Source organism: Agrobacterium bohemicum, from assembly GCF_002896715.1.
GTDB lineage: Bacteria > Pseudomonadota > Alphaproteobacteria > Rhizobiales > Rhizobiaceae > Agrobacterium > Agrobacterium bohemicum.
The window spans coordinates 72244-93043 of the sequence record NZ_PGEL01000025.1 but is presented as its reverse complement, the minus strand read 5'-3'; the positions used below and the strand labels follow the sequence as shown (position 1 = coordinate 93043).

The 20800-nt window shown below is 56.5% G+C and carries 18 protein-coding genes; 6 read left to right on the top strand and 12 right to left on the bottom strand.

Annotation, left to right across the window (positions count from 1 at the left end):
* Positions 1-32: 32 nt before the first annotated feature.
* The 7 genes from CUC55_RS12580 to phnG form a co-directional block, all read right to left on the bottom strand.
* The gene (locus tag CUC55_RS12580; protein WP_067647637.1) at positions 33-647 is read right to left on the bottom strand and encodes an LbetaH domain-containing protein; all 615 of its coding nucleotides are present in this window, start codon (positions 645-647) and stop codon (positions 33-35) included.
* Positions 644-1390 carry a phosphonate C-P lyase system protein PhnL gene (gene phnL, locus CUC55_RS12575; RefSeq protein ID WP_103088074.1) on the bottom strand — a complete coding sequence of 249 codons (747 nt, stop codon included), beginning with the start codon at positions 1388-1390 and terminating at the stop codon, positions 644-646. Before phnL ends, CUC55_RS12580 begins: the two co-directional genes overlap by 4 nt.
* Position 1391: 1 nt before the next feature.
* A complete protein-coding gene (gene phnK, locus CUC55_RS12570; protein ID WP_103088073.1) occupies positions 1392-2165 on the bottom strand; it encodes a phosphonate C-P lyase system protein PhnK in 774 nt (257 codons plus the stop codon).
* Positions 2162-3043, bottom strand: a complete 882-nt coding sequence (locus CUC55_RS12565) for an alpha-D-ribose 1-methylphosphonate 5-phosphate C-P-lyase PhnJ (RefSeq protein WP_067647628.1) — start codon at positions 3041-3043, stop codon at positions 2162-2164. Before CUC55_RS12565 ends, phnK begins: the two co-directional genes overlap by 4 nt.
* Positions 3040-4131, bottom strand: coding sequence for a carbon-phosphorus lyase complex subunit (locus tag CUC55_RS12560; protein WP_067647625.1), 1092 nt, complete (start codon positions 4129-4131; stop codon positions 3040-3042). Before CUC55_RS12560 ends, CUC55_RS12565 begins: the two co-directional genes overlap by 4 nt.
* Before the next feature lie 3 nt (positions 4132-4134).
* Positions 4135-4731, bottom strand: coding sequence for a phosphonate C-P lyase system protein PhnH (gene phnH / locus CUC55_RS12555; RefSeq protein ID WP_067647622.1), 597 nt, complete (start codon positions 4729-4731; stop codon positions 4135-4137).
* Complete coding sequence (gene phnG / locus CUC55_RS12550) at positions 4731-5180, bottom strand: phosphonate C-P lyase system protein PhnG (protein ID WP_067647619.1); 450 nt, start codon at positions 5178-5180, stop codon at positions 4731-4733. The genes phnH and phnG overlap by 1 nt, the downstream gene beginning before the upstream one ends.
* A gap of 117 nt (positions 5181-5297) precedes the next feature.
* Here phnG and phnF point away from each other — a divergent pair, with 117 nt between their 5' ends.
* The 3 genes from phnF to treZ all read left to right on the top strand — a co-directional run bounded on the left by phnF (position 5298) and on the right by treZ (position 8980).
* A complete protein-coding gene (gene phnF, locus CUC55_RS12545) occupies positions 5298-6032 on the top strand; it encodes a phosphonate metabolism transcriptional regulator PhnF (RefSeq protein ID WP_103088072.1) in 735 nt (244 codons plus the stop codon).
* A 197-nt stretch (positions 6033-6229) separates the two neighbouring features.
* Positions 6230-7021 (top strand): SDR family oxidoreductase, encoded by a 792-nt coding sequence (locus CUC55_RS12540; RefSeq protein WP_067647612.1) that lies wholly within the window; start codon positions 6230-6232, stop codon positions 7019-7021.
* Positions 7022-7201: 180 nt separating this feature from the next.
* Entirely contained in the window at positions 7202-8980 is a 1779-nt protein-coding gene (gene treZ, locus CUC55_RS12535; RefSeq protein WP_103088071.1) for a malto-oligosyltrehalose trehalohydrolase, read from the top strand.
* A gap of 17 nt (positions 8981-8997) precedes the next feature.
* Here the strand turns inward: treZ and CUC55_RS12530 are convergent, their stop codons facing one another.
* On the bottom strand, positions 8998-9954 hold the full coding sequence (locus CUC55_RS12530) for a LysR family transcriptional regulator (RefSeq protein WP_103088070.1): 957 nt from the start codon (positions 9952-9954) through the stop codon (positions 8998-9000).
* Positions 9955-10098: 144 nt separating this feature from the next.
* On the opposite strand from CUC55_RS12530, the gene CUC55_RS12525 reads away from it, so the two are divergent.
* The 3 genes from CUC55_RS12525 to CUC55_RS12515 all read left to right on the top strand — a co-directional run bounded on the left by CUC55_RS12525 (position 10099) and on the right by CUC55_RS12515 (position 15458).
* Positions 10099-10896, top strand: coding sequence for an alpha/beta hydrolase fold domain-containing protein (locus CUC55_RS12525; RefSeq protein WP_103088069.1), 798 nt, complete (start codon positions 10099-10101; stop codon positions 10894-10896).
* 50 nt (positions 10897-10946) lie between these two features.
* On the top strand, positions 10947-12137 hold the full coding sequence (locus CUC55_RS12520) for an efflux RND transporter periplasmic adaptor subunit (protein ID WP_067647606.1): 1191 nt from the start codon (positions 10947-10949) through the stop codon (positions 12135-12137).
* A gap of 129 nt (positions 12138-12266) precedes the next feature.
* Positions 12267-15458, top strand: coding sequence for an efflux RND transporter permease subunit (locus CUC55_RS12515; RefSeq protein ID WP_103088211.1), 3192 nt, complete (start codon positions 12267-12269; stop codon positions 15456-15458).
* A 130-nt stretch (positions 15459-15588) separates the two neighbouring features.
* Here the strand turns inward: CUC55_RS12515 and CUC55_RS12510 are convergent, their stop codons facing one another.
* The 4 genes from CUC55_RS12510 to CUC55_RS12495 form a co-directional block, all read right to left on the bottom strand.
* Entirely contained in the window at positions 15589-17580 is a 1992-nt protein-coding gene (locus CUC55_RS12510) for an alpha-glucosidase (protein WP_067647602.1), read from the bottom strand.
* A 52-nt stretch (positions 17581-17632) separates the two neighbouring features.
* A complete protein-coding gene (locus CUC55_RS12505) occupies positions 17633-18487 on the bottom strand; it encodes a carbohydrate ABC transporter permease (protein ID WP_103088068.1) in 855 nt (284 codons plus the stop codon).
* Between the two features lie 5 nt (positions 18488-18492).
* Positions 18493-19428: a carbohydrate ABC transporter permease gene (locus CUC55_RS12500; protein WP_103088067.1), complete on the bottom strand. Its 936-nt coding sequence runs from the start codon at positions 19426-19428 to the stop codon at positions 18493-18495.
* A gap of 121 nt (positions 19429-19549) precedes the next feature.
* A complete protein-coding gene (locus tag CUC55_RS12495; protein ID WP_103088066.1) occupies positions 19550-20785 on the bottom strand; it encodes an ABC transporter substrate-binding protein in 1236 nt (411 codons plus the stop codon).
* Positions 20786-20800 lie beyond the last annotated feature (15 nt).

Genomic DNA, 20800 nt, shown 5'->3' with positions numbered 1-20800 from the left:
TGGTATGGTGACGGTTGAGTGAAGTTTTTATGTCAGCCACAATAACGGTCCAGAAACTCTTCCGCCGACATGTTGCGAAAGTAGTTTAGTGCTTCGAAAAGCTGATCATGCGGCCAATCCCACCAGGCAAGCCGATCCATCCGCTCTCCGGTAGAAGCAACAAACCGCTCCCGGATCATGCGCGCCGGCACACCGCCGACAATCGTGTATGGCGCAACGTCACGAGAAACGACCGCGCCCGCGCCGATGACCGCTCCATTTCCGATCTGGACGCCCGGAAGTAGCGTGACGCCATGACCAATCCAGACGTCGTTACCGATCACCACCCGTTTNGCTCGCCGCGCAGCAAAGAACTCCGCCTCGTCACTCATGCCTGGCCAGTAGTCGCCTGCACGGTAGGTGAAATGGTGAAGACTGGCCCGATCCATGGGGTGATTGGTGGCATTGATACGCACGCTGGCTGCGATATTCACAAACTTTCCAATCGTGGCACACCAAACCTGCCCGCCCCGTTCGATATAGGAATAGTCGCCCAGTTCCGTTTCCGAGATGCGGCAACCTTCGGCGATTTCCGTGTAACGTCCCAGCACGCAATCCGTGACCTGCGCCGCTGGATCGATCAGTGGGGTAATCGACAGCTTCGTCATGCCGCTGTCTTTCTTGCTGAAAAGTCAGAGATATCCAGCATCCGCGTGGCAACGGCATCGCGAACCGGCAGATCGTGGAAAATGCCGAGGATGGCGATGCCCTTTGCCAACTTCTCCTTCATCATCGCCACGACCACATCGCGATTTNCAGCATCGAGCGAGGCGGTGGGCTCATCAAGCAACAGAATGGGATGATCAGTGATGAAGCCCCGGGCAATGTTGACGCGCTGCTTTTCACCGCCCGAAAATGTGGCGGGCGGCAGACCGAAAAGAGCTTCTGGCAAGTTGAGCCTTGTGAGCAAGGCGGCTGCGCGAACAACGGCATCCTCCCGGCTCGAACCACGCGCTGTCAGAGGTTCTGCGACGATATCCAGTGCAGAAACGCGCGGAACCGCCCTCAAAAACTGGCTGACATAGCCGATGCTGTTATGGCGCAGCTCCAAAATGAGTCTTGCATCGCCACCGCCGAGATCATGCATGGCGCCTGATGCAGTGTCGCGGACCAGTATCTGGCCCTCGTCTATCGCGTAATTGCCATAAACCATGCGCAGGATCGAAGACTTGCCGACGCCTGATGGGCCTCCCAGCACGACGCATTCGCCGCGATGCAGATCGAAGCCGACGTTTCGCACCACCGGCAAGACGATGCCATCGCGCAGATGCATGGTGAAAGACTTCGCCACGTCGCTGGCGGAGAGGACAATTGTTTCGGCAAGCGCCGTAGATGTGTGAAGAAGCGTCATTTCAACTCTCCGGGATCGAAGCGACAAGAAGCTGGGTATAGGCATGCTGCGGATCGTCCAGTACCCGGTCGGTTAGCCCCTGCTCCACGATCCGCCCGCTTTTCATGACGATCATCCGTTGGGATAACAGGCGCGCAACAGCGAGATCATGGGTAACGATGACCACTGACAGACCCATATCGTTGACGAGATTTCGCAACAGGTCGAGCACGCGCGCCTGGACGGAAACATCTAGACCACCAGTAGGTTCGTCCATAAAANTCAAACGCGGATGCGTGACGAGATTGCGGGCGATCTGCAGGCGCTGGCGCATGCCGCCAGAGAACGTCACCGGCTGATCGTCGATGCGATCCATCGCAATCTCGACGCGTGACAACCACTCGCCAGCGGAGCGACGGATATCACCATAATGTCGCTCACCGACCGCCATAAGCCGCTCACCGACATTGGCGCCCGCCGATACCCGCATGCGCAGGCCATCAGCCGGGTTCTGGTGAACAAANCCCCAGTCGGTGCGCATCAGAAACCGACGTTCGGCTTCGGAAAGCTCGGCCAGATCTGGGAACCGGCCATCCCGCATACGATATCTGACGCTACCGCTCGAGCGTTGGAGACGCGCCGATATGCAGTTGAGGAGTGTGGTTTNGCCTGAGCCGGATTCACCGACGATAGCAATGACTTCACCCGGCCAGACGTCGAACGAGACATCCGTGCAGCCAACGAAGTCGCCATAGCGCCGCTCCAGATTTTGAACGGAAAGAATGGGGCCGGTCATTGCTGATCTCCCGTCGCGAGTTGGGGCAAGCCAGGGCCGTGGTGGCCGTCTGCCTGGCGGGTTTCGCAGTGGTCGGTATCGGAGCACACGAACATTCGGCCACCGTGATCATCCGTCACCACTTCATCGAGATAGACGCCTTCGGCGTTGCAAAGTGCACAGGATGAAGTGAACCGCTGGATAGCGAACGGGTGGTCCTCGAAATCAAGGCTGACGACTTCGGTGAAAGGCGGCAGCGCGTAAATGCGCTTCTCACGCCCGGCCCCGAACAGTTGCAGCGCTGGCGAATTGTGCATTTTCGGATTGTCGAACTTAGGGATAGGTGATGGGTCCATGACGTAGCGACCCTCAACCTTCACAGGATACGCGTAGGTCGTGGCGATGTGACCATGCTGGGCAATGTCCTCATACAGCTTGACATGAACAAGTCCGTATTCCTCCAGCCCGTGCATAACGCGGGTTTCAGTCTCACGCGGCTCCAAAAAGCGCAGCGGTTCCGGGATCGGGACCTGATAGACGATTGTCTGACCTGCTCGCAGGGGCGTTTCAGGAATGCGGTGACGTGTCTGGATGACCGTTGCCTCGTTCGTCTTCGTCGTTGTGGCAACGCCTGCTGTCTTGGCGAAAAAGGCGCGGATAGACACGGCATTGGTGGTGTCGTCGGCACCTTGATCTATGACTTTCAACACATCGTCCGGACCGAGGATCGCGGCTGTGACCTGCACACCGCCGGTTCCCCAGCCATATGGCATCGGCATTTCACGCGACGCAAACGGGACCTGATAACCCGGAATGGCAATCGCCTTCAGAATGGCGCGACGGATCATCCGTTTGGTCTGCTCATCGAGATAAGCGAAATTGTAGCTTGGCAAATTCATTCCGCAGCCTCCTTGTTTTGCGAGGCATCTTCTTTTTCACCCCGAAGCATGCGCAACAAACCGAGCTCCGCCTGGAAATCCACGTAATGCGGTAGCTTCAGATGCTCGACAAAGCCGGTTGCTTCTACGTTGTCACAATGGGCAAGGACGAACTCCTCGTCCTGTGCGGGCGCTGTTCGCTGTTCGTCGAACTCATCTGCACGAAGAGCGCGATCGACGAGGCTAACCGCCATTGCTTTTCTCTCGGACTGGCCAAACACGAGGCCGTAGCCACGCGTAAACCGAGGCCCTTCTTCGCCTTGTCCTTTGAACTGGGAAACCATCTGGCATTCCGTCACGCGTATCGAGCCAATCGAGACCGCGAAACCCAGTTCTGGTACATCGACCTCGACCTCCACCATGCCGATGCGGACTTCACCGACGAAGGGATGGGTGCGTCCATAACCGCGCTGGGTGGAGTAAGCGAGAGAAAGCAGGAAACCTTCATCACCCCGCGCAAGCGCCTGCAATCTCAAATCCCGATCAACTGGAAAGGACGTCGGATCACGCGTGAGGTCGGCAGGCTCCTTGTCAGAGGCGACATCCGGCTCGATCAGGCCTTCGTCGTTGAGAATATCGGTCACTCTCGGAAACGATCCTGCAGTATCCAGAAGGCGTCGGGCCGGTTGGGCCACCGGCTCATCACCAGCCATGTCAGGGTCAATCAGTCTGTGGGTATAATCGAAAGTCGGGCCTAGTAGCTGGCCGCCGGGTATGTCCTTGTACGTCGCCGACACGCGCCGCTCGATCTGCATGGTGTCAGTCGCGACAGGCAGCGAATAACCAAAGCGCGGCAATGTCGTACGATATGCGCGCAACAGAAAGATTGCTTCGATGAGATCACCGCGTGACTGGCGAACGCACATTGCCGCCAGTTGCGGATCGTAGAGCGATCCCTCGGCCATGACCCGGTCGACACCGAGCGCCAATTGTTCTGCGATCTGATCAAGCGTCAACGCGGGAACAGCGCGGTCTCCACGCCGACGATCGGCAAGCAGCTTATGCGCTTTGTCGATTGCCGCTTCGCCACCTTTTACAGCCACATACATGGGTCAAACCTCCTTTATACGGGTCGTTCGCGGCAGGGCGATTGCCTCGGCGCCACAGACGAGCACAATGTCGAAACCCAAGGGGTAAAGGGCTGTGTTGACCGCCATCGCGCTTGCAAAACCAGCCGGTAAACCGGCGGGTGCAATGGTACGTGACGTTTCGATACCGGGGCCGGTCAACTCGAGCGATGAACCACCGTCTATTGAGCGTACCGGCAGAATAAGGGTCGCGGAACGATCCGGGTATTCCATGGTGCCGCGGGCAAATATGTCCCAGCTCTCGACATCGGTCGTATCAGAAAGAAGCACGAAGCTAGCTTTTGCTGGCTCCGATAGAACAGGTGCACCGCTGTGAAAGGTAAGCCATGCCGCTGCATCCTGTGTTTCGTCCGGGGCTTCGAACCAGACGGGCGTAGCGTAATCTGCCAGCGTCAGAAGAATTGCCGATGCGGCAGCGCATAGGGGTAAAGGGCCAAGCGCCCGTTCACCGAGCGCGGCAACCGTTCCGGGCATCGACAAGGCGTGCATCACAGCGTGGAAAACATCTTGCGAGGCAAAGACCGGATCGGCAAAGCCGCCATCGAAGGTTACCGTGCTCATCAGTCTTCTCCTCTCGCGACCGTGAAGAAGTCCACTTTCGTCGCTTCCGTTTCTTCAGCCCGGCGAAGTTTTTCGTCTTCCATGAAGGTCAAGGCGGGAAGAACGATGTCAGCGTCGATGCGGGCAATCCAATCAGGCCGTTGCCTTAGGGCGTCCAAATGAGCAACGATGTGCGCCTTGCGCTGATCTCGCCCGAGGATGATCGAATGCCCGACCTCGCCGGTCGCAAGCTTCACGGTTGCGCGGGTGACGCTGGCTTCACCGAGATTAAAGGCGGCGCCGCCACCGCCAACCTTGCCACGAACCATGACGGTGCCGATTTCCGGGCCGCGCACAACAACTGCTGGCGGCATATTCCCACCTAACATGCCATACGTTTGCGAAAGAATATCGGCCGGTGTCCCGGCAAGAATACCCAGCGCCTGCTTTCGATCGAATATTTCCATCATCTTTGCCGCCCACACTCAGAACAATCAAATTTGTCTATTTGTATAGACAACCATTCTTATTCGTTTTATACATCACCAATGATGACGATGGAATGACAACGGGACCAATGACGAAAAATGAATGCGAGTGACGACGGAATATCGCGGTGGCGCAAAGTGGCAGACGGCATTCGCAGCGCAATCGCAGAGGGCAAAATCGGCGATCAATTGCCGCCAGAGACAGAACTTGCCACACAGTTTGGTGTCAACAGGCACACTGTCCGGCGTGCTATCGCAGTGCTCTCTGCCGATGGACTTTTACGGGCGGAGCGCGGGCGTGGCACGTTCGTCAATGCGGCCCAGACACGCGTAGTTTACCCCATTGGAGACAGGCCCAGATTTTCCGAAANCATGATGCGTCAGTCGCTCGCGCCGTCCGGGCGTCTGATCCATGCGGAGATCGTTGCCGCAGATGCCACTCAGGCAAGACTTTTGTCATGCAGTCCCGGCTCACCACTGCACCGCGTCGAGCATCTCGCCGTTGCAAATGGCGCGCCGATGTCCCGGTCAGTTTCTCTGTTTNCCGCTGATCGCTTTCCCGGCATCATCGCCGCCTATGCGGAAACCGGTTCCATCACCAAAGCCCTGAAACTCGAAGGTCTCGCAGATTATCGACGCCAGGAAACACGATTAACGGCAGAACGGGTCTCGTCTCGCGACGTCGAACTGCTCAATTGCATGCCCGATAGCATCGTTCTCGTCAGTCAGGCCATAGACGTTGATATGGAAGGCACGCCAATCCAAAGCATCGTCACGCGATTTCTCGCCGACAGGATGGAACTGGTGTTTGCGAACAATAGTCCGGCGATGTGAAGCTTCAAAAAGCACTCGAACAATGGCAGGTCTTTAACAACGCTGCAATTTGGAAGGGAACTGATCAGTCAATCGCTTGTTAGCGAAAGGAAGGCATTCCTGCCAGCAACACGATTGGAGATCCTGTGTCCGATACAAATCGCCCTACTCCACCCTATTCCAAACAGCAGCAAGAGCCGCCGGGAACGACGGCGCAGATGAACCCTGTTCCAGATCATGGTGAGAGTTCCTATCGCGGAAACGGCAGGTTATCGGGGAAGGTCGCGTTGATTACAGGCGCTGATTCCGGCATCGGAAAAGCTGTGGCCATCGCCTTCGCAAGAGAAGGAGCCGATATTCTCATTTCCTATCTCAACGAAGATGAAGATGCCGAAGATACTGCCAAGTGGGTCAAAGAGGCAGGTCGTAAAGCGATCCTGGTTCCTGGAGATATCAAGTCGGAAGCGCATTGCAGATCGTTGGTAGCGCAGACCGTCGAGAAGCTTGGAGCCATCGACATTTTGGTCAACAATGCCGCCTTTCAGCGAACATATGCGTCGATAGAGGACATTACTGCCGAGGAATGGGACGAGACGTTCCGCACCAACATATACGCGCCATTCTTTTTGTCGAAAGCTGCGGTGCCCCTGATGAAACCCGGCAGTTCAATCATCAACACGACATCCATCCAGTCCCGGCAACCTTCCCAGGCACTGCTCGCCTATGCGTCTACCAAGGGAGCAATCTCCAACTTTACCGCCGGACTTGCAGAGATGGTGGCTGACAAGGGCATCCGCGTCAACGCCGTGGCACCGGGTCCAATCTGGACTCCTCTCATTCCCTCGACAATGCCTGCGGAAAAGACCGCAAAATTCGGCGAAAACACTTTGCTGGCCCGGGCTGGCCAACCAGCGGAATTGGCTGGCGCCTACGTGCTGCTGGCCTCAGACCTCGGAAGCTACATGACCGGAGCGGTTGTTCCGGTTACAGGCGGCGAGATCATGATCTAGCATTGCCTACACATGATAGTCCTCGCAGCGCAGAGACGTAACCATCGAAACGTCTCTGCGAAAAACACGCGCTCAGGCAATCCCGCATAACAGATTTTTNCATTGAAATTGCAGCCTTATTGAGACCACCACGTTAGCTTTGCCCACGTTAATATTAGAGTGATTGTACGGGATTTTNGGATGACACTGGGCGAAAATGGATATGATGCTACCCCATCTTGGGGGCCGCAAATTGTTGGCCCCGGTACGCGTTTTCGTCTCTGGGCACCGAACCAGAACGAAGTGAGGCTGCGGCTCTCGGGCGATTATGCCATGACACGACGTCACGACGGCTGGTTCGAAATCTACATTGATGAACAGCCGTTCGGGTCACCCTACGGATTTGTGTTGGATGACGGCACCGTCGTGTCGGATCCTGCGTCACGCCAGCAGCAGACAGATGTTTTGGGGCTGTCCGTCCTGACCAACCCGAAGGCTTACCGCTGGCAACATCTGCAATGGCAAGGCAGACCTTGGCATGAGACGGTGATCTGCGAGATTCATGTCGGCACCTTCACACCGGAAGGAACGTTCAACGCGGTGGCAGCCAAACTCAGCCATCTCGCTTCAATCGGAGTGACCGCCATCGAGCTGTTGCCGATCGCGCATTTTCCCGGCAACAGGGNATGGGGGTATGATGGCGTGCTGCAATATGCACCACATACTGCTTACGGAACGCCCGACGAACTGAAGGCATTGGTAGACGTTGCACACGGCTTGGGTTTGATGGTCTTTCTCGACGTGGTCTACAACCACTTCGGCCCTGAAGGTAATTTTCTAAGCCAATATGCACCGGCGTTTTTCAGAGACAAGCATAATGACTGGGGGCAGGAAATCGCTTTCGAGCAGCAACCTGTCAGACGCTATTTCATTGATAATGCTTTATATTGGCTTGAAGAATTTCGGTTTGATGGCTTGCGTTTAGATGCCGTCAACGAGGTCAAAGACGATAGCAGTCCACACATTCTCGAAGACATTCCTTCAGCCGTGCGAGGGCGCATAACAGGTCGTAATGTCCATTTGATGATCGAAAATCCGCCTAACGGTACAGACCTTCTGGTGGATGGATTGTTCACAGCAGACTGGAATGACGGCTTTCATCATGTGGTGCACAGGATCGTCACGAATGAGAGCAGCGGTATCTTCGCTAAATTCGCAGATGACGCTTTCGGAAAGCTACGCAAANTCATGTCCGAAGGTTATGTGGATGCTGGGGAGCCGACTGTCAGTAATCACCTGCCTCCAAGCGCCAGTTTGCAACCGACAGCCTTCATCCATTTTCTCCAGAACCATGATCAGGTCGGCAATCGCGCCCTCGGAGATCGGTTACATACAAGTATCGATGAACAGACCCATCTTGCTTTGACCGCGATGCTTCTCCTCTCCCCGCAGGTCCCCCTTCTTTTCATGGGCGAATCTTACCGCGACAACACGCCCTTCCATTTCTTTGCCGACTACACCGATGAGCTGGCGACAATCATCCGCGACAACCGTGCGCCTGAAGCGGAGAATTTCGGCGGTTACCCTGAAGGCTTCTCGGCGACGGACATCCCCGACCCGAATGCAGAAACTACATTTCTCGATTCCAAANTCGACTGGGCTCAATCAGAGACACCAGAAGGGCAGGCATGGTCGAACCAGATTCGACAACTCATCGAAATCCGTCGGGAACGCATCGTCCCACATCTCCTGGACGCTCAAGCGAACAGCGGCAAAGTTCTGGATGCCCCGGAAAGATGCGTTTTCGTAGACTGGAAGCTCGGCGATATCGCCCTGCAACTGCGCCTTAATCTCTCAAAAAAGGAAATTGCCCTGGGGTCTAAGTTGGGCGAACGCATCTGGCCGAACAGCAAAGCTGACACCCACGAGACGTTGCCACCTCTGTCGGTTGCTTTTTACATACAGGAGAGGGCTGATTGACAGGGATTGTCGCAGATTTACGCGATATGACGGCTGGGCAAGTGAGTTGTTGCGCCGCGCGCTTCCAGTGACCCCAAATCATCCTTGTGCAAAAGTTTGGCCAGCCAGTCGACGAAGACACGAACCTTGTTCGTGACGTGCCTCGTTTGTGGGTAGACGATGTAAATGGGCATGGGTTCCCGGTTCCATTCCGGCAGAACAGGCACGAGATTGCCTTTGGCGAAATCATCCCGGATCATGAATGGAACCAGTTGCGCAACACCCATACCCGCCAGCGCCGCATTTTGGTAAGTGCGGCTATCATTGGCCGAAACGATATAACGCGGCGTGATTTCCACCGTGCGCGTTCCGTTGTCGAACGGCATCGTCATGATTTGGCCGGAGGTTGCGTTGAGGTACCCAACACAATAGTGCTCGCCCTCAAGGTCTTCTGGCTGTTGCGGCACACCGAATTTTTCTATGTAGGAAGGCGCGGCGCATGTCACGAACTCAAGCTCGGACACCTTGCGGGCGATGAGTGACTGATCGCGTGGCGTGCCAACACGCACCGCGCAATCGACGTTCTCCGCGATGTAATCCACCAGTCTGTCGCCAACCCCGAGGTCGAGGCGGATGAGTGGATAACGTTCGTAGAAATCGCACAGGTTGGGGATGATGATATGGTCCGCGAACGCTCCCGCCATCTCGACACGTAGTCTGCCAGATGGCTGCGTGTTCGTGTTGGACAGGCTTCCGTCCAGCTCATCGATTTCGGACAATATCTGAATGGCCCGCTCGTAGTACAACGCGCCATCAGTCGTCACCATCACTCGGCGCGTCGTGCGATTAAGCAGCGTAGTGCGCAGATGTGCCTCCAATCCCTGCACCATATTGGTGACAGTGGTCTTTGGAATATTCAGCGCGTTGGCCGCCCGTGTAAAATTTCCGGTCTCCACCACCCGTGCAAAANCACGCATCGCCGCTAGCTGATCCATGGCACATCGCCCTTTCGATCTATTGTCCGCTATTTTGGAATAGTGTTTTCAATTTTGCGGACTTGTACATTTTATCCCGAACAATAATATCTATTTCAGAAATTGCTGCAAGAGGTCACCTTGAGCGGCTTCGAAGGAAACGAAATGAACACGCAGTGGCACACGATCGAAAATGGCGGAACGGATCAACCGCCTCTGTCGGTACGTGTCTACAAGGGTGAAGGTGAGAACCGGACGCCACCGCTCGTGCTTTATCTTCGTGGCGGTTCGTTTCTGGAACAGGGTGGTCAGTGCCCGGAATTGCCGGTCGCGAGGGCACTCGCCGATAAGGGGGCCGTTGTGATCGAGGCTGATTATAGCACGACATCCTGCAACGAGTTTCCGGCAGTCATAGACTGCGCTTTCGAGGCGCTGGATTGCCTAAGCAATAACCGCAAGCTTTATGGCAGCGCAAAATCGCTGGTGTTTGTAGCGGGCGAAGAGGCAGGCGGCAATGTGGCGGCTGGTTTGGCGCTAAAAGCGCGGGATCGGATGCCTGGAAANCTGGCGGGGCAGATTTTGCTCTCACCAATGATCGATCCACTGATGGCGTCCACGTCTTTTCGGGACGCAGACAAGATTGGAATGCGGCAGCGTTGGGCGGAAGGCTGGAGCCACTATCTGGCAAAAGCCTGTGGGTTTGCCCACCCCTATGCCGCACCCTGCCAGTGTACGCGGCTGAACCGTGTAGCACCGGCGCTGATTTTTACGGCCGAGGATGACCCTCTTCGCGACGAGACCGTCAATTATGCCGGTCGTTTGAGCGAAGCAGGGGTACAGGTCCGGCAGCATGTTTTCCCTGTCGGTTCCGGCTGGACAGGGCTTTATCGCGGTGAAGGTGGAAAATGGCTTTCAGCTGTTTGCACCGAGTTTGCGGATTTCGTTCAAGACCTGAAGCATTAGCATTTTTCGACATAACTGATCGGCTCCCTGTGGAGCCAAGGAGATTACCCATGACGCTCAAGAACAAGCGCCGTGCCCTTGCGGGTGCCGGCATAGGCCTTGCCGTGGCCGTTGCAGCGGCGGCATTTTTATTAGACCTTCCCCTGTCGACCGGCGCCGTCGCGGCGTCCGCCCCGGCGGAACCACCTGCCGTTCCCGTCACTGTCGCAGTTGTCGAAAGCCGCGACATCACCCACTGGGAACAGTTCTCCGGTCGTTTGGAAGCCGTCGAGCGGGTCCAGATACGATCACGAGTGGCAGGCCAAATCCAGGCCGTTCACTTCCGTGAAGGCGCGCTGGTAAAGGCTGGCGATGCACTCTTCACGATTGATCCGGCACCCTATCAGGCGACGGTCGCGGGTGCGGAAGCACAGGTCGCCTCCGCCGACGCCAAGGTAAGCCTGGCTAGAACCGAGCTCGAGCGTGGCCGCAGAATGGCCGACAATCGCACCATTTCGCAAAGCGATTTCGACCAGCGCCAAAGTAATGTTGCAGATGCCGAAGCGCAAGCGCGGGCGGCACGCGCAGCACTAACGACCGCCCAACTCGACTTGAGCTATACCGAGCTTCGTGCTCCCGTGTCGGGCCGCGTTGGCAAGCTTGAGATTACCGTCGGCAACCTCGTTGCTGCCGGTTCGACATCTCCAGCACTGACGACACTGGTTTCCGTCGACCCAATCTATGCAAGCTTCAACGCAAGCGAAGAAATGGTGGCGAAGGCTCTGTCGCAGCTCCCAGCATCGGACGGTGCGCTTCAGGCACTGGAGCAAATACCGGTCGAAGTCGGCACGCTGGCCGATGAGGGAACACCGATCAAGGGCACCTTGCATCTCATCGACAATCAGGTCGATAGCGCAAGCGGCACAATCGGGGTCCGCGCTGTATTCGCCAACACGGATGGACATCTGATCCCCGGCCAGTTCGTGCGGGTTCGTTTAGGTGAGCCGAAGTCGGAGAACCGCATCGTTATCACCGACCGGGCCATCGGCACCGATCAGGACAAGAAATTCGTCTTCGTGGTGGATGGTGAGAACAAGGTGAACTACCGGCAGATCAAGCCCGGCCCATCGGCAGATGGCCTGCGCGTCGTTGAAAGCGGTCTTGCGGCCGGAGACAAGATCGTCGTCAACGGTCTTCAGCGCATTCGCCCCGGTGCCATTGTTGCACCGCAGACGGAAGAAAAGGTCGCGGCCTCGCAATAACCTTTCATGGCGGGCCGATTTGAGGCCCGCCAGCATATTCAAAATAGAAAAACGATCCGCCGACAGCCCAATGTCACCGGAGCGGTTTTCTGCATCCAAATTCCACCCGGAGGCGAGAGGGCCTTTGCTATGAACATCTCCAGATTTTTTGTGGACCGGCCGGTTTTTGCTGGCGTGCTATCGGTCCTTATCGTCGTCGCGGGCCTCATCGGCATGCGCGCCTTGCCGATTTCCGAATACCCGGAAGTCGTGCCACCTTCCATCGTCGTGCGCGCCACCTACCCCGGCGCGAACCCCAAGGTCATCGCCGAAACGGTGGCAACGCCGCTGGAAGAACAGATCAACGGCGTTGAAGACATGCTTTATATGTCCAGCCAGGCGACATCCGACGGCGTCATGACGCTGACGGTGACGTTCAAGCTCGGCACAGACCCGGACAAGGCCCAGCAACTGGTGCAGAACCGGGTCTCGCAGGCCGAGCCGCGTTTGCCAGCCGAAGTCAGAAGCCTCGGCGTCTCCACCGTCAAAAGCTCGCCCGACCTGATGATGGTCGTGCATCTGGTCTCGCCNGGCAATCAGTATGACCTGACCTATTTGCGCAACTATGCCGTTCTCAACATCAAGGACCGGCTGGCGCGCATCGAAGGTGTGGGCCAGGTGCAGATCTTCGGCGCGGGCGATTATTCCATGCGCGTCTGGATCGATCCGCAAANGGCTGCCGAACACAATCTGGCTGCCAGCGATATCAGCAATGCCATTCGTGAGCAGAACGTACAGGCCGCAGCAGGCACCATCGGCGCTTCGCCGAGCCTTAACGGCGTCGATCTTCAGCTCAACGTCAACGCCCAAGGCCGCCTTTCCACACCGGAAGAATTCGGCAACATCATCGTGAAAAGCGGTACTAACGGCGAAATCACGCGCTTGCGCGACGTTGCACGCGTCGAACTCGGTGCGGCGGACTATGCGCTGCGGTCGTTGCTGGATGGAAAGTCTGCCGTCGCCATTCCCGTCTTCCAGGCCCCCGGCTCCAACGCAATCACCATCTCCGATCAGGTTTCTGCGACCATGCAAGACTTGCAAAAGGCAATGCCGGATGGCGTGAAATACGAAATCGTCTACGACACGACGCAGTTCGTGCGTGCATCCATCGACAAGGTCATCGATACCTTGCTGGAAGCCATCGCACTCGTCGTCATCGTCGTGATCCTGTTCCTCCAGACATGGCGCGCNTCGATCATCCCGTTGATTGCCGTACCCGTATCCATCATCGGTACATTCGCGGTGATGTATGTCTTCGGTTTTTCGATCAACGCGCTCAGCCTTTTCGGGCTTGTGCTGGCCATCGGTATCGTCGTGGACGATGCCATCGTGGTGGTGGAAAACGTCGAGCGTAACATCGAAAACGGATTGTCTCCGCGTGACGCAACCTACCGCGCCATGAAAGAAGTGTCCGGCCCCATCATTGCTATCGCGCTGGTGCTGGTCGCGGTCTTCGTACCACTTGCCTTCATCTCGGGCCTGTCGGGCCAGTTCTACCGCCAGTTCGCGCTGACGATTGCCATCTCCACGGTGATTTCGGCCATCAACTCGCTGACCCTGTCTCCAGCCTTGGCTGCCTTGCTGCTGAAGGATCACCATGCGCCGAAGGATTGGCTGACGCGTGGAATGGATAAGGTTCTCGGCGGCTTCTTCCGTGGGTTCAACCGAGCCTTCGGGGCAGCCTCGAATGGTTACGGCAAAAGCGTTGGCGGACTGCTGAACCGCAAGAGCATCGTGATGATCGTCTATGTGGTTCTCGCAGGCGCCACCTACGGCATGTTCAATGCCGTACCTGGCGGCTTCGTGCNTGCGCAGGACAAGCAGTACCTCATCGGTTTTGCTCAGCTGCCGGATGCCGCCAGCCTTGATCGTACCGAAGACGTCATCAAGCGCATGAGCGATATCGCCATGCAACAACCGGGCGTCGAGCATGCGATTGCGTTTCCGGGTCTGTCCATCAACGGCTTTACCAACAGTTCCAATGCGGGCGTTGTCTTCGTGGCGCTTAGCCCGTTTGAGGAACGTACTACGCCTGAATTATCGGGCGGTGCCATTGCCATGGCGCTGAACCAGAAATTCGGTGCCGTACAGGATGCCTTCATCGCCATGTTCCCGCCGCCACCGGTCAACGGTCTCGGCACCACGGGCGGCTTCAAGATGCAGATCGAGGACCGTGCGGGCTTCGGCTATCAGGCTCTGGATGATGTTAATAAGGCGTTTCTTGCGAAAGCCTATCAAGCGCCAGAATTGGCAGGCCTGTTCTCCAGCTTCCAGATCAACGTGCCGCAGCTTTACGCAGATCTTGATCGCGCCAAGGCTGAACAGCTCGGCGTGTCCGTCACCGATGTATTCGAGACGTTGCAGATCTATCTCGGCTCGCTCTACGTCAACGACTTCAACGCCTTTGGCCGTACCTACAGTGTGCGGGTGCAGGCGGATGCGAAGTTCCGTGCGCAGGCAGACGATATCGGTCAGTTGAAGGTGCGTTCGTCCAACGGCCAGATGATACCGCTTTCCGCACTCTTGAAGGTAGATGCAACGACGGGCCCTGAACGTACCACGCGCTATAACGGCTTCCTGTCTGCCGATATCAATGGTGGTCCAGCTCCGGGCTTCTCGTCGGGTGAGGCGCAGGCCGCCATCGAACGCATCGCTGCTGAGACTTTGCCATCCGGCATTGCTTACGAGTGGACGGATCTGACCTACCAGCAAATCCTTGCCGGAAGCTCGGGCTTCCTCGTCTTCCCGCTCGCTTTGTTGCTGGTCTATCTGGTGCTGGCTGCGCAGTACGAAAGTCTGACCTTGCCGCTTGCCATCATCATGATCGTACCGATGGGCGTGCTGGCGGCAATGACCGGGGTCTGGTTGACGGGAGGTGACAACAACATCTTCACGCAGATTGGCCTCATCGTCCTTGTGGGCCTCTCGGCAAAGAACGCGATCCTGATCGTGGAGTTCGCCCGGGAACTGGAGTTCGAAGGTAGAACGCCTGTTGCCGCAGCCATCGAGGCAAGCCGTCTTCGTCTGCGGCCGATCCTGATGACATCGCTTGCCTTCATCATGGGTGTGGTGCCGCTGGTCATCTCCACGGGTGCGGGTGCTGAAATGCGCTCGGCCATGGGTGTCGCGGTGTTCTCGGGCATGATCGGCGTCACGATCTTTGGTATCTTCATGACGCCGGTGTTTNACGTGCTGGTACGCAAACTTTCGGGTAATCGACCGCTGATCCAGCACAAGGAAGAGCCCGCGAACACCGACTACAAGATGGATAAGGCTGTCTGACCGACCTGAAATCCGAAGCCAATGAAAAACCGCAGGATCAACAGATTCTGCGGTTTTCCTTTTCCTGAAATATCCGACGGCGGATGCCACGTACCCAGCAACAGCCGTTCAGTGCCATTCTCTGCAGCGGCTAAATCTCGCGAAGAGCAGCAAACAGTGTCTCATTGGTGCAACCGGCTCTGTAGAATACAGCTGGTTTCCCGAGCGGGGCGGCGATCTGAATCTCCGCGCCGCCTGCAAAACTTTCACAAGTCCACACGTGCACCCAGCGCTCACCGTGCGGAAGATAGACGGTGCGGTCTTCCTGCGCGGCTTGCCACACCGGCGCAACAAGCACGTCGGCGCCGTAAAGGAAGCTGTCCTGAATGGTATAGGTCTGGCGGTCATCCTGGTGATGCAGGAAAAGCGGGCGTTGGACGGGCAAACCCCGCTCAACAGCCTCCACTGAAAGAGACTTGAGATAGGGCGCGAGGTGTCTGTAGATCCGCGTCATCCGGGCGAAATGCGACAGCACTTCCGGATCTTGGTCAAGCTGAACATTCTCACGCGGGCGGTTTCCCTCGTGACTGCGCATCACCGGAGTGAACGCCGCCATTTCGGCCCAGCGCATCAAAAGTTCAGGTGTACGAACATTTCCGAACAGGCTGGTGTAACCGCCGATATCCGAGTGATGATAGGCATTGCCGAGAAGGCCTGAGGACAGCGCTCCGCACATCACGGTCACAAGTCCATCGTGACGCGAAAAGTCCACCGACTGGTCCCCGCCCCATAAAAGCGGACAATGTTTCTGAACGCCCGTGAACCCTGCGCGCATGAAGAACAGTGCATCACCAGTCTTGTTGCGCGAAGCAACCGCCTTGGCATTGACTTCAGCCCACAGGGTCGGCCAGGCATTGTGCATCAGCTTGGCATCAACGCCGTTCGACAAATGCACATCGATTGGCAGGTATTCTCCAAAATCAGCCATCCAACCGGAAAGACCATAGTCCAGCATGTTCTTGCCGATGATCTCCTCGGCGAACCATTCCACCGCCGCCTCATTGGTGAAATCAACTACGCCACAATCGAATTCACCGAAATCCACGAGGGCCGTCTTTCCCAATCCATCGGTTGCGAAATAGCCCGCCTTGTCTGCGATCTCGAATAACGGTCCATCAATGCAGAGATAGGGGTTCACGTAGCCTAGAAAGCGAATGCCGCTTTCGCGCAACTCTGCTATCTTGTCTCGCAGCTTGGGATAACGTGTCTCGTTGGCTTGCCAGTCCCAAAACAATCTGGACCCAAAGGATGTTTGCCGCAGGCCGACCCAATCCTCGCACCAGAGAGCAGACACCTCCACGCCGGCTTGGCGCATAATATCGAGGCGGGGGAAGGAATTAGCGCCGTCTTTNAGGCCGATGATGGCGCCGTTGTAAACCCAATCGGGCAGCGGCGGCTGACGCCCGAAGCGCGAGGATAGCGTCTCGACCAGCTCCACAAAGGTCGGCGCGGCAAAGAGCTCGATCCGTTCGGGTATCGCCCACACCTCAATCTCATGAAAGGATTTTTGCCTGAAGTCGAAGACCGAATAAGCTGTCGTATCGACATGTAAAGCGTAAAGCGCCGACGATACATAGGTCGGTTGCGGATAGTTGGTGGTATAGTAATCACCACCAGCTTTGTCTTTAACATTGGCTTTGAACGTCATTTCACTTGTCGGGTCGCGGCCGACACCGGGTTCTGACGTCCACAGCGGGAAACGGCGTCCGCGCATGTCGAAATACGACATCTGCTCGCCGCCGCCCCAGACGTGTTCGTCATCATCGGCTTTGATGCGGACCCAAAGACGGTTGAGCTTGGGATCGGTCGCTTCAAACTTTATAGCGCTCTCAACGAGCGTCAGGATGAGACGAGGCGATTGCCCNGATGCGTCGGAGAGTGAAACTCTGTTGCCGTCAATCTCGGTGTGAGACAATGCGCGGCGTTCGATGACGTAATCTTCGATATCGAAATTGCCACGATACATATCCATGCGCTCTTGGCCATAGCCGACAAAGATTGCTGGCGAGGCGTCGCTGTGATCGAGGATCGTGCGCCCGTTCAGGGACAGCGTGAAGCCGGTCTCGGTCTGTTCGAGTTTCATTTCATTGTCTTTCAAAGTCTTTGATATCGGTTTGTTCGCAGCTCAAACTCACTCATCCCTTGATGCCGCCTGCCGTCAGGCCGGACACGACACGCTCCTGAAAGATGACGATGAGAATGGCGACCGGCACGATACCGACGACCAAGGCTGCGGAAATGACGGGCCAAGGGAAGGCGAATTCGCCCTGGTAAAGCTGAATACCAACGGGCAACGTGCGCAGGGTCGGATTGGAGTTGAAGGACAGCGCCAATAGGAACTCGTCCCAGGCATTGACGAAGGCAAGAATGCCAGCGGTGAAAACGCCGGGCGCGCAGAGCGGCACCACCACCTTGAACAGCGCTCCCATCCGTGTGCAGCCATCGATCATGGCGGCGTTTTCCAGATCGCGCGGAATTCCCTCGAAAAACGAGACGAGCATCAATGTGCAGACCGGCAGGCTCAGCACCGTGTAAGGCAAAACCAAAGCGGTCCAGCTGTTGAGAAGGTTGAGCGCCCGCATGATTTCGAACAGCGGCACCAGCAGCGTGACCAGCGGAAATGTGGAGACGGCGATGATGAGCGACAGGATCAGCCCACGATAGGCAAGATTGAGACGCGCCAGCGCATACGCTGCGAGGACGGAANTAAGCAGCGTCAATGCTGTCGATAAAAGCGCAACCATGAAGCTGTTGAAGAGAAAGATGTGCAGCGGTTGGTCCGAAAACGCCTGCATATAGTTTTGAAACGTTGGTGCATGCGGTATCCAGGTGATCGGCTTTGCCGTCAGCTCCGCCTCGGTTTTCAGCGAGGTGAAAAGTATCCACAGTGCTGGAAACATGCCGTTGATCAAAAGAATACCGGCGGCAATGAAACGCAGCGGTTTACCGGAGAGAAAAGACATGGAGCCGGAGGCTGTTTGGGTGCTCATGTCATTTATTCCTTCGTCCGGATCATGCGCAGATAAACAGCCGTCACGCACATCGACAGCGCGAACATGACAACGGCAAGGGCCGAGCCGTAGCCGAGATCGAGGAATGACACGGTGTTCTGGTGGATATACATGGCGAGTGTCGCGGTAGATGTGCCCGGCCCGCCGCCTGTCATCATATAGGGGATGTCGAAAGTCTGAAGCGCTGTAATGGTGCGGAAAATCAAGGCCACCACGATCGAGGGCTTGAGCAGCGGCAGGGTGATCTCGAAGAACTGTCGCAGACGTCCGGCGCCGTCCACATCCGCAGCTTCGTAAAGCGAGCGTGGAATGGTTTGCAGACCTGCCAGAATGATCAGCGCCATGAAGGACGATGTCTTCCAGATGATGGTCAGGCAAATGGCCGCGAAAGCCCAATTGGGCGAATTGAACCAGATGATGCCTTCAAAGCCGAAGCGGTTGAGGACATCGTTGACGACGCCATATTCGGAATGAAAAANCCAGGCGAAGATCAACCCGGCAAAGGATAATGGCAGCGCCCAGGGGATCAGAAGAGACAAACGAACGGGCCACTGTATGGCAAAGGGAAGGTTCGCCATAAGCGCGAGACCAAGACCGACCAACAGCGCGCCGGGCACGGTGATGAGAGTGATCAGAACGGTGTTCCAGGTCGTTTCCCAAAAANCCGGATCTTCCAGCATCAACTGGTAGTTTTCAAAGCCCACAAATGCAGCTGGCAAACCAGATGTCAACGAAAGGCTGAAAAAGCTCGTATAGATCAGTCGGCACATCGGATAAACGATGATCAACGACAGAAGCAGCGCCGCTGGTGCCAGAAGCAGGACCGCCAGCGAACGGTCGCTAAGGTCAAGCCATCTCGTCCAGCTTGGCGATGGTGCTAGATGCTTGTCATCAGCTTTTAATGGGGTCGTCATTGCCATGGTTTCGTTCCGAGACATTGAAAGGTCTGGCGGCGTTGCAAAGCGTCGCCTCCAGCGGNTCGGACCATTTTGAAAGAATGTCTCTCCTCCCNGGAAGCGAGAAGGAGAGACATGTCGCGTCTTAGCGCAATATGCGCTTCAAACGAGCTTCGATCTGGTCAGCGCCCTGCTCCGGCGTGGAGACGCCTGCCAGAACCGAGTTGACGGTCGTGCGGATGACTTCGCTGACCTCGTTGTAACGCGGGGTGACCGGACGAGGTTTGGCGGTCTCTACGACTTGAAGAGCGTCTGCAAACCATGGTGCGCTTTTGAGGACATCTGCATCTTTGTAGAGCCCGGCATAGGTTGGCAATAGCGAACCATTGATCGCCATGAACTTGGAAACGTCCTGAGAGGAAAGATATTCCACCAGTTTCTTTGCTTCGTCCTGATGCTTCGAATAGGCGGAAACGCCCCATTCCCAGCCACCCAGGCAAGTTGCCTGCTCTCCGCCCGTCACGGCGGGAACGCGCGCAACGCCGACCTTGTCGGCAACGGCGGATTCTTTCCCTTGAGCCTGCGCCCAGGCATAAGACCAGTTAACCGCGAAGATGGCATTGCCGGCCTGAAATTCCTTGCGGGTATCATCCGTGCCGACTTCTGCTATGTTTTTCTTGGAAACACCATCATCAACGAAGCTCTTCCAGAGGCTTAGCGACTTGATTGCAGCATCGCGATCAAAGGTCAGACGACCGTTCTCCGTCAAATTTTTCCCCTGGCTCCAGTAGGGCAGCAGGAAGGTGCAGACAGCGCCTTCGATTGCCTTACCTTGGAAAGACAGTCCCTGGAGATTGGCATTGCCTTCACCTTCGGAAATCTTCTTGGCTGCGGCCTTCAACTCGTCCCAGGTCTTGGGTGGTTGGATGCCATATTTTNCCAGAAGGTCCTTGCGGTAGTAGAGGAACTGCGAGTCCGCGAAGGCTGGCAGTGCTATGATTTTNCCATCTACGGTATTTGCACCGGCATAGGCTGGTAGGTAGCCCGACATGTCCTTACTGGCGAAGTCGCTGGTCCAGCCGGCAGCTGCAAATTGCGCAGGACGAATCACGTCGAGGATCAGCACGTCCAGGGATGTATCCTTCGCAGACATCACCGTATTGAGGTATTGCGCCTGCGCTTCAGATGTATTGCCACCGGTTTCGATCTTGACCTTCACGTCAGGATTGGCAGCTTCGTATTTGTCCAGCATCTGACGCCACACCTGTGGCTGGTGCTGGCTGGAAATGTAAACACTCAGTGTCGTCTCAGCAGCGGCTGGCATGGCGAAGGCCAGCATTGTGCCACAAAACAATGCACCGGTTAATGTCTTCAAAGTCATTATTTCCTCCCGTTT